This window comes from Bacteroides oleiciplenus YIT 12058 (genome assembly GCF_000315485.1).
GTDB lineage: Bacteria > Bacteroidota > Bacteroidia > Bacteroidales > Bacteroidaceae > Bacteroides > Bacteroides oleiciplenus.
In genome coordinates, this window is sequence record NZ_JH992942.1 from 307,316 (window position 1) to 321,893 (window position 14,578).

Below are 14,578 nucleotides of genomic sequence, written 5' to 3' on the forward strand. Positions count from 1 at the left end.
AAAAGACGTTTAATCCTGTTTTTAGTGATGATAGTATGAATTGTTGCCGGATAGTCTATAAAATGGCTTTAATGGTTTTGTGTAGAAACCGGATAATGCTTATATTCGCCAAAGAATACATGGAATAAACATGGATAAATACAAAGTTATAATAGTCGATGACGACGAAGTGGCACTCGAGAATTTGACTTTCGAGTTAAGTAAGGATGCACGCTTCTCTCTGGAAAAGGCTGCCAGAAATGGGAAGCAAGGAAAGAAAATGATTATCAAGACAAGACCGGATTTGCTTTTTCTGGATGTGGAAATGCCTGATATGACGGGTATGGAATTGTTACAGGAAATTCGGGACGATATTTCGTGGAATATGAAAGTTGTCTTTTATACTGCTTACGACAAATATATGATACAAGCCATCCGTGAATCTGCATTCGATTATCTGCTGAAACCTTTTGAAGAACAAGAACTCAAGGATATACTTTCACGTTTTGTGAAGCAGGCTGAGTCAGGGCAAAGAGCCCCGTTGTCTGTAGGAATGCCCCTGTACTGTGGAAGAACATTCATGGTATTTACACCAACCAATGATATGCGTGCGTTACGTCCGGCTGAAATTGGTTTTTTCCGTTATTGCTCTGATCGCAAGCAATGGGAAGTGGTCCTTAATGATCAGCCTCCATTGGTATTGCGTCGCGGAATGACTGCGGAACAGATTATTCAGTATTCACCCAGTTTTGTTCAGATACATCAGTCTTATATTATCAATATTGATTATCTGATGATTATTAAAGATAGTAAGTGCATATTATATCCCCCCTTCGATAAGATAACGGAACTTTTTGTTTCGAGGAAGTATAAGAAAGAACTGCAAGATAGATATTGTTTGTAAAAAAGTATATTGGTTAGGGAGTCGACACTTAGTGTTGATAAAAGAAAGAAGGCACCAAACGTGATGTTCAGTGCCTTCTTTTTTTTATTTAACTTCGATACCTTTATTCTGCAAGGTGACGTTCAATACTTTGGTATAGTCAGAATATTGTTTGTCAGTCAGTGCTTTTTTCATCAACTTCAAGTTTCCGTAGACTGCATTTTGAAGTTTCTTTTTCTGATCTTTCTTTGCAGTTGTGGCACGTTCCATCTGTGCAGAGAAGTATTCGCAGATATTTGCGACTTCTTCATGCTGGTCAGCGGACAATTTCAAATACTTACTTAACTTGTTTACGTTGATGTTACCCTCCCATTTTGCAGTTGTAGGCTGATTTCCTGCTGCAAATGTCGAAGCAGTCAGACATACTGCTGCCACTAATGTTAATCCTAAACGTTTCATAATACCTACTTTTAATTTGTTATACCTAAAAACAATTCTAATCCTAAAAATCTAATACCTATTGAAAATAGTCCTAAGCGCTTAGCTTTTTCTTTTTACCTGTGCAAATATAGATATATGTTTTATAACATAAAAGCGTAAGAGGAGAAAAGTGAAGTACAAGATGTCATTTCTTGATATAGGTCAATTGTCAGATGTTATTTTGCTTGTTTTAGGCTTTATTTGTAATACAAACGTAATATAATTACCGGATGGAAGTAATCATAATGAAAGTAGATATTCGTATTTTACCACCATCCCCATTCTTTATCCGGCATATCTATGGTATATTGAATTTCAGATGAAACGCCTACAAAGCCTAATCCGCCTTCTATGTTGTTAGGCAGGCTGATGGGTTCCATAATGACTTCATCATAATCGTCATCATCCATGCAATTCAGGGCTTTCAGGTAGCGATAGTAGGTTTCCGGCAAGCTTAGCAGGCGCACGGTGATGGTGTGCTTCAAGTAACAGCGGGTGTAATGCAGTGATTCGAGGATATTATAGTTGTCATCATAAAGGGGAGTATAAACTTTCAACGTGGCAGACGAATTGCTGAAGCGGTTGTCCGTGAAGATGTTATACTTATTGTCGATGTAGGGGAACATTGCATTCTCGTCGTCATCCGAATTGGTGATATGTCCGTCCGTCAGTATCACGTCTTCACGATTAATGAGTTCGGTATACCTGTAGTTGACGACTGTATCCTTTGTCGTGGTATAAATGTAATTCCCGTTTTCGTCCCTTATGTAGTCTCCGTTCTCGTCTTCCTTGATAGTATAAGTAACACAACGAAAGTCCTTATTATTCACTATCTCCAGTCGGTAGTAATTCTTCTCGTTAGGGAGATCCTGCAAAGTGATGTGGTATTGCCGGTGAGCTCTCATACTGCCCCATTGACGTATGAGCGCGGTGCAGGTGTCCACTTGCAGGCTTTGCACAGGTTGGGGAACGGTGACTTGGGAACTGACATGATATTGCCCGCCTTCTGCCGTGGCTTCCAGACGGATATTGTCTCCGGGTTGCAAAACAGTGCTGAGGCGGAATATTTTGAAGTCCATGCTCTTTAGCAATGTTTCATAGGATTCTTTGTCAAGCTGCCCCTTTAGATTTTCGTAGTACTCTTCGGGAGATATAGCTTGGGGAGATTCTGTTTGCTTACCGTTTACGTAGAGGGAAAGGGTTGCTTCGTTTAGGCGACCGATATTGCTTCCTTCACTGAGATGCAGATAGACGAGGTTTTCTGTTTGTCCGGCATTGAGCAAAGCGTTCATAATGAGCAACGACCGTTGTTCTCCGGGATTATAGGGTATTTCGTTCTCACAAGCTGTAAAGAGCCCGGTGACAACTATATATATAATAAGGTGTAATTTCATTCTTGTTTTCATATCCGGTGTAGCTTTTTAAAATTTATAGGTATAAGTAACGGATGGTATGCAAGGTAATATCGTCACTTTCTTGATTCTGGCCCTCGACTTTATCTTCTTCGGGGCACTTGGGTTGCCATTCCCTTGATACATGTCGTTATAATAGCCATCCATATCATAGTGCTCCTTCTCCCATTTGCTGTAAACCAGATTGGGGTTCATCGCATTGTAGGCATTGTAGACGCTGATGTTCCAGGTGCGCATGCCGTGCTTGGTCTTCTTGTTGAAGTTGATGCCCAGATTCAGGCGGTGGCTGGCGGGCAAGCGGTAGTTGTTGCGTTGAGAGATATAGGGGGCTGATTCTGTGTTGCCATCGGGACGGATAATAATGGTTTCCCGTTCGGGCACTGTGATGCATCCACCGGTATTGAATATCCACGAAGCTCCTACGTCAATGCGTTCGCTGAATTTATGGTTCAGGCACAGACTGATGCTGTGGCGGCGGTCGTACTTATAAGGAAACCATTTCCCCTGACTGATGGCGCCATCCTTGAAACGGTGGTCGGTCTTTGCCAGGGTATATGCCAGCCAACCTGTGGTTTTTCCCAAAGTCTTTTGCGCCATCACCTCCAGTCCGAAGGAACGCCCTTCACCCATTTCCACCTTCTCTTCCCAGTTGGTGGAGGTGCCGAAGAAAGAGACACCATCCTGGTATTCCAGTATGTGGCGCATCTGCTTGTAGTATCCCTCTATCGAGAACTCCCAGCCGGGCAGTCCGGTGTAATAGCTTCCGAGGGAATATTGATTGGCATACATGGGGCGCACGTCTTTGGTAATCGGCACCCAGAGGTCTGTTGGCATGGAGAACGGAGTGGACGAGAGCAGGTGTACATATTGCGCCATGCACGTGTAGGACGCTTTGGCGGAAAACCCCTGTCCGAAGTCATAGCGGGTGGAGAGGCGTGGCTGAACAGAATAGTAACTTTTCCCCTGCGTAGAGAACAGCGATGCCCGTACTCCTGCATTCAGACTGAGATGTCTGCCCAGATTAAAATTATCTTCGGCATAGAGCGATACCTCTTGTCCACGCAGCGCTTGGTTATTATTGGTATTATAAATCATTTCATCCTGCGGCTTTCCGTTTTCTATTTCCTGAAGTTTGGAGGTGGAGATACCCGGACGGAAAGTATGGTGGATATACTCAGCTCCGAACTTGATGTGATGTTCCGGTGCGGGGGTATAGTCGAAGTCCATACGTGCGCCCCAGTCGCTGATGCCGGAACGAAATTGGGAGAAATAGCTGTACCGGTCTGTTATCTGGCCTTGGTAGGTTTGCGTATTTTCCATATCCTGAGTGAATTTCATCAGATAGTTATTGTATGAAATAGTGGTGTTACAGAACAGCTTGTTGTTGAATACATAGTTCCAACGACCATAGGCGATGGTGTTTCCCCAGTTCAGGTGGCTGTCATCCTTGTAATAGTACTTTGTTTGACTATCATTATGATAACTGTTGTCGTCGGTGCTGTCGAAGTGATAGTGGTCCTTTCCCTTGTAGAAACCGAGAAAGAGGCGGCTGCGGTCGTTGAACTTATGGTTTACTTTGGCGTTGATGTCGAAGAAGTAGTAATTGTACTTGTCGGCATAATCATCGTCTTTGTCCACTATGAGGTTTTTGAAGAAAGCGGTGTGCGTGGCACGTGCGCTAAGGCTGAAGGAGGTGTGTCCCTTCCAGATAGGTCCCTCAAAATGTAGCTTGTCAGTGAGCGTACCTATGCTGAGTGCGCCATGGTAACGGTGCATGTCTCCGTCGTTGGTGCGCACATCGACAATAGAGGAAAGACGGCCGCCGTAGCGGGCGGGAAAGGAGCTCTTGTAGAGCGTGGTGTTTTTTACTGCTTCAGGAGTGAATACAGAGAACACCCCCAGCAGATGGTCTGCATTATACACCGGAATACCGTCCAGTAATATCAAGTTCTGGTCCGGCCCTCCGCCACGTACATACAATCCGGAGAATCCTTCCGTTCCTGCCTGTACACCCGGCATCAACTGGATGGTTTTCAATATATCAGCTTCTCCCAGCACAGCCGGGGTGTGTTGTATCTGTGTCATCGGAATTTCATGCGCTCCCATGGCAGTAGCCTGTATGCCGGCTTCTTTCTTGTCCGAAAGAATGATCACTTCCGCCAGTTCGTTATTTCCATCCAGGCGGATATTGAGCACGGTGTCTTTATTCAACGGGAACGAACTGTGCCGTGTTTCGTACCCTAAATACGAAAAAATTAATTCGGCCTCTCCTTCCGGCAAGGTAAGGGTATAGAAACCGAAAGGATTGGTGGCAGTGCCCACACGCTGACGACTTTCGAGAACATTAGCACCAATCAGCGTCTCGGAAGACGCTCCGTCCGTCACGTATCCGCTGATAGTGAACCGTCGGCTTACGGTTTTCTGCGGCATGGACCGCTTTTTTAGCAAAATATGTTTTCCGGAGACTTCGAAACCTATCGGCTGATTCTCGAAAGCTTTCCGTAGGATTTCGTTAATGGTAAGGTCGCGGACGGCCAGTGTGATACGTCCATTCAGGCGTACTTCTTCTCCGTATATGAAACTGTACCCGGTTTTTTGTTCCACTTGTTTCACAAACTCTTCCAGCGTAGCGTTTTGTAGTTTGATACTGAAACGCGTTTGTGCAGGATTGGTTTTCTGTAGAACGCAACTGGCAAATACGATGGTACTTTGCAAAGTACACGTCGAGAGGAGAACCGCTCCCACCAGGAAGTATTTCCTGATGGTGCGGGGTGAACAGATAGAGGATTTCATTCTAGTTTAATTTTTGTGTGATTGTTATATTGTCATTGGTTTTTGTGTATTCAAACTTTTGGTTGCGGCAAAGCAAGGAGAGAATCTCTTCCAGTGTTTCACCGTCAGAGAAAGTAGCGGTCATGTGATAATTTTGTAAATCAGTGCCTTCAATACGAATGTCTGTGTGGAATGCGTTGGAAAGCTCCCGCACGATTTCCTGTAAAGGCGTGCTCTTAAAAAGCAGTGTCCCGTTTCGCCAAGCGATTTCTTGGGCTGCATTTTTCTCGGAGTGCAGCGTCAGGCTTTTCTTATCCTTATTATAAACAACGCTTTCATTGGGCGAAAGAATCAGACATTCTTCTGCTTTTCCAATGAGGCTGACGGCGACGGAACCTTCGAGCAGCGTCGTCTTCACCTGGGTATCTTCCGGATAGGCATCAATGTTGAAGTGTGTGCCCAAAACTTGCACCATGATTGCTCCGGCTTCCACTTTGAAAGGATGTGCAGCGTCTTTGCTGACTTCGAAGTATGCTTCGCCCTGTAGCTGTACTTTCCTGTCTTTTCCTCTGAATCGTTCGGGATAGGTGAGGGAAGAGTAGCGGTTCAGCATGATTTCCGTTTGGTCGGGTAATATGATACTGCGGGTTTCTGCCAGTGTGGATACGGTTTGCAATGGTACCGGGGCGAACATATAGTATGCCCACCAACCCAGTACGCAAAGCACGGTGACGGCGGCTGCACCGGCCATTGTGCGCAATGAAAGGATGCGGCGTTGCAGACGTGGTAACCGTTTTTCAAGGAGTTTCCAACTGTTGTCCTTCGAGAATCTTCCTCTCGGTGAGCGGGTGGAGGCAACGAGTTTATCGAGTATCTTTTCAAATTCTTGTTCCATGCTTTTATTTCTCTTTCCTATAAAGACAGGCAAATTGGAAAAACTCCCTACGCTAATTCTTCTTTTATTTGAAAAATGATATCACTTTCATTCCTTTCTACATAGCTTAGTATACACAGAAAGTATTCCTACCTTATTGAACGTATTCGGTAAGCTTTCGGAACCCGTTCGGTAAGCTTTCCGAATACGTTCCGAAAGCTTTGGGAATAAACAAGTGATATATAAGAGGTTACAGCCTTCCCGTTTATCCGTTTTACCGGATTCCCGCAGGTGAAGGCTGTTAAATAGGAGAAAGGGTATCTTTATCTTATGCACCTTCACCCGCTATCTCCCATGAACAGGGAGGTGCGGAGAGTTGGGTGAAGGTGATGAACGGGGTAAAGAGGCTACTTGGGGTCCAGATGAACAGTAATCTGCGTCTTTTTTGCCTCTTTATCCTGAGGAGTACAGACAATGCGGAATTCAGCCTTTCCCTTTATCCTTTTTGGAAAGATTTTCACGCGTAGATTGGCTGATTTCTTTTTTGCAGGGATGATAACTTTCTTATCCTCGATGCTGAACACAGTTCCTTGTCCCGGCATGCCTACTCCGTTGATGAGAACTTCTCTATCCTCGTTTTTCTTTTCTGCCGCGATAATTTTTACGTCGAACTCTTCCATGTCTTTCTCCCTGTCAAACGAATAGTTTTTGGTAGCTTTGTCAAAACCTACGTACTCTTGAGGATAATTAGAATTGTCGTTGCTACATGCGGCAAGGATGAGGAGGATGCCTACAGCTCCTGCCATTTGCTTACAAAGTTGTTTCATACTGTTTTAATTTTAGTTTAGTTTATATAGTTCATGCTTAAAGACAGGAACTAAGTATGAACTCCCTATAAGGCAGGCAACTAAAATCTGTTAAAAGTATGGGGCAAATATTAATGCACTATGCTAATGCTTTGAATCTTCGTTCGCAAGCTGCTCATGGGGCTGTTTCACATACTCTACCCGAATATTACTTTGCTCATTTTCTTTCAGCTTTATCGGTTGGGCATCAGGAACATCGAGCTTTACTTCTGTTATATTGAAATTTCGTGTGAAACAAACTGTTCCTGCTTTTTGGACTTGTGCTTCAATGCCATGAAGATAAAAATTCTCCAGGCGCAGTGAATCGTTTATGCCGGAAGCGGAAACGAATTCCTGTACATTGTTGGCTTTCACCTGCGATAAATATATATTCCGGAAGTGAGGATATCCTTTCTCAGTAGGGGTTACCGGGGTGAGCATAACCTTCCAGTGTTCAGGAATCTCTTTGTCTTTATAAGCTTCGGGCAATGTGCTATAACTGTACTTCGGGTTCCAGTTTGGATCGGCGCCAAAAACCTGGCGGACATTTTCCGCTTCTACACGTGTCACGTAGACGTTCTCTACAGTTCCACCGCGTGTCATGGCGCTTTTGAGTAAAAATACCACTGATGTGCCGATGGCTTTGAGGTCGTAAGCCAGTATGTTTCGTATGCTGCCGGAAGTTTCGCTTCCGCAGGTTATAAGCCCTGCTCCTCTGTGAGCCGTGCAATTACGTATCAGTACATTTTCCGTAGAACGGTTTACGCGCAATCCGTCAGCATCCCTGCCTGCTTTAAGGCAGATAATATCATCATTGCAGTCTATGGTGCAGTTTTCTATCAGGATATTAGTTGAAGAATCAATGTCGATGCCGTCTGTGCTGGGACCGTGTCCGCCGATATTGTTGTCTATATTTAGACCATCAACGGTGCAATGATCGGAATATAGAATCTGGCATCCCCAAAATCCTGTGCGCATTAGTGTGAAATTGCTTAATGTAATATCCGAACTGCGTTCGACAAGAATTCCCCGTACACGTTTGCAGTCATAATCCACAATCCAACGTAAACCTTTGGCTTCATATTCTTTTCGCATAGCCCAGTATTTATCCCAGAATATCTTACCCCGGCAATCCAGAGTCCCTTCACCACTGACAGATGCTTTCTTTTCACCGATGATGTTGATTACTGCTGCGGGCCATATCATTTCAATGCCTGCAATGCGCGAGCGGAATTCCGGATAACAATAGATATCAGGACAGGCTATTAGGGTCACACCTTTACTTATTTGCAGATTAACTCCGCTTTTGACAAAAAGTGCTCCTGTCAGATAATAGCCCGGTTGCAGCGTAACGGTTCCTCCTCCGGAGAGTGCGCAACTGTCTATTGCTTTTTGAATGGCATTTGTACTAAGAACCGTACTATCGGCAACAGCACCGAAAGAGTTAGCGGATACCACTGTACTACTATCCGGTAATTGCCGGCTACCTACATTCTCTGCCCAAGAGAAGTCTGGTTGTTGAGGGATTTCTCCCCATTCAAAGTTATTAGTATCAAGTCGGGGTTGTGCACACGACAAAAGAAGTGCTCCTGACAAGAGTAGGGAAAAGGTATATCTTCTTTTCATATAATTGAAGTATTGATTATTAATTGTCATCTGATCTCTATGAATTCTACTGAAAAAATCACCGCTAAAGTAGGACATTTGCATCATTTATTATATAGAGGTATGTACAGATGCATGTAATATTTGTTTTCGTGCGGTATTTCTACTCTGTCCATACCTGAACCGTATCCGAACCGTACTTGCTCCGCACGTTCTCCACTCAGAGGTACCTCTACACGGAGAAAGTACGGTGTTGGTACGGAGCAAGTATGTCTCAATAGAGGTTGGGAGTACTGGAATCTGATGAAAAGCACGATTTTCTATGTTTTTGTCTGTTTTTACATTGCCTCTTTTCTTATACGGTGCTAAGTTTGCGATGCATTTTAATATGATTGAAAAATAGAGGATATGAGACAGCTATTCGTGATTTTGCTTGCACTGGGTATTGGGATTCCTGTAAATGCCAAACAGATAACTTTCACAAAGAAGGGGGTAATTCATTACCATATGAGTGGACAGGACACTCTTGCTGTTCAGACTGCTTTAAAGAAACACTATACTTTGGCTATTGCTCCGTATAAAGGTGATAAGGCTTGTGCTATCAGTTATACATTCGATGATGGTTTGACAGAACAATATTCATTGGTTGCTCCTCAGTTTGAGAAAAGGGGATTCCGGGGGACATTTGCTATTAATGGTTCTAAAATTAATAGCGATGGTGGACTAATTACTGATACCACGAGGATGAGCTGGTCGCAAGTGAAAGACTTATCGGACAGAGGACATGAGATATCGAATCATGGTTGGAAACATAAGAATTTTGCCCGATTTCCGTTAGAGGAAATCAGAGAGGATATTTATAAAAACGATAGTGCCATCTTTGCCAATACAGGAGTCATGCCCCGTACTTTTGTGTATCCTAATAACAATAAGAAAGAAGAGGCTAAGAAGATTGCTGTTCAGAACCGGGTAGGTACAAGAACCAAACAACGTTCTATCGGTAGTAAATCTACTCCTCAGAACTTGGAAGCTTGGGTAAATACTTTAATAGAAACTAATGATTGGGGGGTAGGAATGACGCATGGTCTAACCTATGGTTATGATGCTTTTCGTAATCCACAACGCTTCTGGGATCATTTGGATCAAGTAAAAGCAAAAGAGGATAAAATCTGGGTTGGGACATTTCGTGAAGTGGCAGCTTATGTTGAAGAAAAGGGAGCGACTCAGTTGGATATTGTATGTGAAAAAAATCATTTAAGAATAACTCCGGAATTGACTTTGGATAAGGAGTTATTTATAGAACCGTTGACGCTGGTTATTAAAGGAAAGCAGATAAAAAAGATTTCCGTCAGACAAGATGGAAAGAAACTGCCTGTGCAACTTCATGCAGATAAAGCCGTTTTTGACTTTAATCCTTATGGAGGTGTGATAGAAGTAAATCTTAAATAAGTAAAATCATAAAAATATGTCTGTTAAGAATCAGCAGACATAAAACTTTATTAAAAATGAAAGTCTTATGAAAAAGGTGATGATATCTTTTATTTTGTTGTTTATCCTTGCTGTAAGTAGTTGTTATGTAGCAGCTTCCAAACCAGTTCATGTAATTATTACAGCAGGTCAGTCGAATACTGACGGACGGACCTCAAATAAGGACTTACCAGATTATATTAAAGCATTGGCAAAAGATACTGTAGAGTATTCCGAAGGGGTATATCCTTATTGCCAGATTGCACAGAATGATCCGGACGGAAAATTCATCCCTTTTTGGCCTCGGGCTGCGCGAAGTGAGCGAAATAACTTGTGGGCCTATGATACTGTGACCTATTATTGGCTGGAACAGTTATTAAAAGATAAATTTTATGTGATTAAATGGGCAGTTGGTGGAACCTCTATTGCTCCTAATTATGATTCTGCAAAAGGAAGATATTGGTTGGCAAATCCTGAATGGTTATCTCAAACAGAATCGACATCTAAAGGAGGAAGATCGCTGTTATTGTCATTTATTCAGGAAATAGATATTTGTATTGATCAAACTCTTTCGAAGTTGGAAGAAGGGTATCACATTGATGCTTTTCTTTGGCATCAGGGGGAGAGTGATCAGCGTAAGGGAAAAGATTATTATGATAATTTGAAGGCTGTAGTTACTTATGTACGCACACATTTAAGTCAGAAAACAGGCAAGGATTATTCGAAACTTCCCTTTATATTCGGCACAGTTGCCAGAAGTAATAAATCTTATAGCAGTGAGGTGGAAGCAGGTATGCGCCGCTTGGCAGAGGAAGATTTAAATGCTTATCTGATAGATATGTCTGATGCGGAGCTATTGAACGACCGACTTCATTTTAGTAAAAAATCGGCAGAGCATTTGGGTAGGGAAATGTATAAGTGTTTGGCTGAAATAATGTTTTAAGGAATTATCTCGGAATTAGTAAAGTAATCATTTATACCGTCTTAGATATGTTTGGACTCAATAAAAGAATCATCAAGTCAGCTACTGTATTGTTAGTAGCGGTCAGTTTGTGTAGTTGTAGTGAGGTGCAGAAATCACAAGTAGAATGGCCAACAATTACACCGGAAATGAAACCGTGGACTCGTTGGTGGTGGATGGGTAGTGCCGTTAATGAAAAAGATTTGAATGTTGCACTCGAAGCGTATCAGAAGGCTGGACTTGGTGGAGTTGAAATAACTCCTATATATGGGGTTCGTGGAACTGAAGATCAGTTTGTAGAGTATTTGTCTCCTGAATGGGTCGAACATTTCACTTATACTCTTCGGGAAGCGAAGCGGTTAGGGTTGGGAGTGGATCTTGCTAATGCTTCGGGATGGCCTTTCGGAGGTCCCTGGATTGATGAGAGTAAGGCTTCCAAAAACATGAGTTCAAAAGTGTATAGATTGAAAGGCGGACAAACACTAACAGATGTGATTTCTTATAAGCAACAGCCATTAGTGCGTATGCAAAGTAATAGGAAACTGCAAACTACAGACGTGAAATTTCTCTTAGCAGCCAATAGACCGCGCCAGGAATATGCTTTTGATCAGGTTCGTTACGAAAAAGAGCTTCCGCTACTGACAGTAACGGCTAATAGAATCTCAGAGAATGGCTTCAAGGAGGTCATAGATCTGACTGATAAAGTAATTAAAGGTAAACTTGCATGGACTGCTCCCGAAGGTGAATGGATGATTTGTGCGCTATTTCAGGGTGATCATGGGAAAATGGTAGAACGTTCCGGTCCGGGTGGAGAAGGAATGGTGATAGATCATTTTTCAGAAGATGCATTAAGTACTTATTTGAATAAGTTTGATGAAGCTTTTAAAGGAAAAGATTTAAGCTATTTGAGATATTATTTTAATGACTCGTATGAAGTGGACGATGCTTCGGGAGAATCTAACTGGACGCCTGAATTCTTTGCAGAGTTTCAGAAGTTCCAGGGATATGATCTGAAAGAATATTTGCCGGCTCTGCTTGGATTGGATACATCGGAGATGAATAGCAGAATATTGTATGATTATCGTATGACTATCAGCGAACTCTTGCTTGATAAGTATACCAAAAGCTGGCAACAATGGGCAGCCAAGCAAGGAAAGGGAATCCGAAATCAAGCACATGGTTCTCCTGCTAATGTGCTCGATTTGTATGCGGCAAGTGATGTCCCGGAAATAGAGGGAAATGATATTGTAAATCTGAAAAGTGCGTCTTCAGCGGCGCATGTCACAGGCAAGAAACTGGTTTCTTCGGAAACGTGTACATGGTTGAGTGAGCATTTTGAATCTACTTTGGGGATGGTGAAGTCGAATGTTGACAAATTCTTGTTAGCTGGAATCAATCATATATTTTATCACGGCACTGCATATTCTCCTCAGGATGCCATGTGGCCCGGATGGCTTTTCTATGCTGCCGTACATTTTACTCCGGCTAATAGTTTCTGGGAAGATTTTGGAACGATAAACCGATATGTAGCCCGTGCACAAAGCTTTTTGCAAGCTGGCAAGCCCTCTAATGATATTCTACTTTATTTTTCTATTGCCGATTTATGGTCTGTACCCGGGAAAAGAGGTCTGTTGAGCCATTTCCATTCAGGTCATCTTTTCAATGAATTGTCAATGAAAGAATGCGGGGATTTCTTTACGGAAAATGGTTATTCATGGGATGCCATATCAGATAAGCAATTGCTCGATGTTACTTATAAAAAGACAGCTTTATCTACAGGTGGGAATGATTATCAAACGATTATCGTACCTGAAACTCATTTGATTCCTGCGGAGACATTCGAAAAACTGATAAATCTGGCTAATGATGGAGCTACGATATTATTCCATAAAATTCTTCCGACGGGAGTTCCCGGACTATCTGATATGGAGGCAGCCGCAAAACGATTGAATAGCCTTAAAGAGCAACTGTTGTTTACCGAGCAAGGTAACGTACAAATAGCTTCTTATGGAAAAGGAAAGATTGTTTTGTCTGATGACTTATTTGCATTAGTGGACAAGGCAGAAGTAAAGCCGGAGAAGATTGTAGCTTCTGGTTTACAATGTATCCGTCGCATAAAGGATAATGGTGATTTTTATTATTTTATAAAGAATCCTGCAAAAGAACCATTTGACGGGTGGATTACACTTAATGCAGATTATCGTTCTGTTGCCTTATATAATCCGATGAGTGGTGTAGCAGGTTATGCAAAAGTGAAGAAAGATAAAGGTAAACATGAAATCTATATTCAAATGAAACCTGATGAATCTTTGATTATAGAGACTTTTCAGGGGAAGGTGAATGGAAAAATTTATCCTTATTATAAAGAAGACGGAGATCCGGTAAGCGTTAAGGGAGACTGGACGTTGACTTTTGTGAAAGGCGGTCCGGACTTACCTGTTTCAAAAACGGTTCGACAGCTTGAATCCTGGACTGCTTATGGTCCTGAATACGAAGTCTTTTCCGGTACTGCAGAATATGTAACACAGATTCCTACATTGCCAGTTCAAGCTTCAGTTTGGCTTTTAAGTGTGGAAGAAGTGCATGAAAGTGCTTCTGTTTATGTGGATGATACATACATTGGAACTCTTATCAACGCTCCTTACTGTATTGAAATTCCCGGAAATCTTCTGAAAGAGGATAGTAAACTTAAAATTAGGGTTTCAAATCTGATGGCTAACCGTATAGCCGATCTTGATAAAAAGGGTATTGAGTGGAGGAAATTCTATAATACTAACTTTAATGCAAGGCGGAAGGAAAATGTAGGAAAGGACGGTAAGTTTTCTGCAGAGAATTGGGAATCGAAGCAGTCCGGACTTTGTGGTGCTGTAACGTTAACTCCACTTCGTTTGGTTCAATAAGCCCTGAGAAATGGGAAAGGATTATCTTTCTCAAATTCCCCTCCTCCAGTCGGAGGAGAGGTGCCCGAAGAGCGGGGTGGTAGGTGAGAAAGAATTCCTTAACTTTATGATTAATAGGTATTGCGAATCAGGAGTTGAAACAGATTCATATCTGTTTCAACTCCTGATTCGCATAGGTACTTAATAATATTACATTGATTTCTCTTAAAGACTCAGTGAGTTACATGGAAATTTGTGTACGAATATGGAAATATTGGGCAAAGAGACGATGTAATAAGTGCCGTTTAATTGGGGGTGTACAATTTTACATGATTGTGTCTAATTTTATATTATATGGAATTATGTATATAGGTACATTTGCGGCATATTTATTATTTGAGAACTAAAAAACACTATCGTT

The 14,578-nt window shown here is 42.3% G+C and carries 10 protein-coding genes; 4 read left to right on the forward strand and 6 right to left on the reverse strand.

The genetic code is table 11. The features are described 5' to 3' along the window. Positions 1–130 precede the first annotated feature (130 nt). Complete coding sequence (locus tag HMPREF9447_RS14800; protein WP_009130547.1) at positions 131–883, forward strand: LytR/AlgR family response regulator transcription factor; 753 nt, start codon at positions 131–133, stop codon at positions 881–883. Positions 884–967: 84 nt separating this feature from the next. Here HMPREF9447_RS14800 and HMPREF9447_RS14805 read toward each other — a convergent pair whose 3' ends face one another. From HMPREF9447_RS14805 to HMPREF9447_RS14830, 6 genes are all read right to left on the reverse strand, one after another. Further along, positions 968–1,321, reverse strand: coding sequence for a hypothetical protein (locus HMPREF9447_RS14805; protein ID WP_009130548.1), 354 nt, complete (start codon positions 1,319–1,321; stop codon positions 968–970). 287 nt (positions 1,322–1,608) lie between these two features. Further along, positions 1,609–2,748 carry a DUF4249 domain-containing protein gene (locus HMPREF9447_RS14810; RefSeq protein WP_009130549.1) on the reverse strand — a complete coding sequence of 380 codons (1,140 nt, stop codon included), beginning with the start codon at positions 2,746–2,748 and terminating at the stop codon, positions 1,609–1,611. Positions 2,749–2,763: 15 nt separating this feature from the next. Then, positions 2,764–5,547 carry a TonB-dependent receptor gene (locus tag HMPREF9447_RS14815; RefSeq protein ID WP_009130550.1) on the reverse strand — a complete coding sequence of 928 codons (2,784 nt, stop codon included), beginning with the start codon at positions 5,545–5,547 and terminating at the stop codon, positions 2,764–2,766. 1 nt (position 5,548) lies between these two features. Next, positions 5,549–6,421 (reverse strand): FecR family protein, encoded by an 873-nt coding sequence (locus HMPREF9447_RS14820; RefSeq protein WP_009130551.1) that lies wholly within the window; start codon positions 6,419–6,421, stop codon positions 5,549–5,551. Between the two features lie 386 nt (positions 6,422–6,807). Further along, positions 6,808–7,227, reverse strand: a complete 420-nt coding sequence (locus HMPREF9447_RS14825; protein ID WP_009130552.1) for a hypothetical protein — start codon at positions 7,225–7,227, stop codon at positions 6,808–6,810. A gap of 123 nt (positions 7,228–7,350) precedes the next feature. Further along, positions 7,351–8,871, reverse strand: a complete 1,521-nt coding sequence (locus HMPREF9447_RS14830) for a glycoside hydrolase family 28 protein (RefSeq protein WP_044138210.1) — start codon at positions 8,869–8,871, stop codon at positions 7,351–7,353. Between the two features lie 387 nt (positions 8,872–9,258). Here HMPREF9447_RS14830 and HMPREF9447_RS14835 point away from each other — a divergent pair, with 387 nt between their 5' ends. The 3 genes from HMPREF9447_RS14835 to HMPREF9447_RS14845 all read left to right on the forward strand — a co-directional run bounded on the left by HMPREF9447_RS14835 (position 9,259) and on the right by HMPREF9447_RS14845 (position 14,178). Then, the gene (locus HMPREF9447_RS14835) at positions 9,259–10,299 is read left to right on the forward strand and encodes a polysaccharide deacetylase family protein (RefSeq protein ID WP_009130554.1); all 1,041 of its coding nucleotides are present in this window, start codon (positions 9,259–9,261) and stop codon (positions 10,297–10,299) included. Between the two features lie 67 nt (positions 10,300–10,366). Further along, positions 10,367–11,260, forward strand: a complete 894-nt coding sequence (locus HMPREF9447_RS14840; protein ID WP_009130555.1) for a sialate O-acetylesterase — start codon at positions 10,367–10,369, stop codon at positions 11,258–11,260. A gap of 47 nt (positions 11,261–11,307) precedes the next feature. After that, positions 11,308–14,178 (forward strand): glycosyl hydrolase, encoded by a 2,871-nt coding sequence (locus tag HMPREF9447_RS14845; RefSeq protein WP_009130556.1) that lies wholly within the window; start codon positions 11,308–11,310, stop codon positions 14,176–14,178. Positions 14,179–14,578 lie beyond the last annotated feature (400 nt).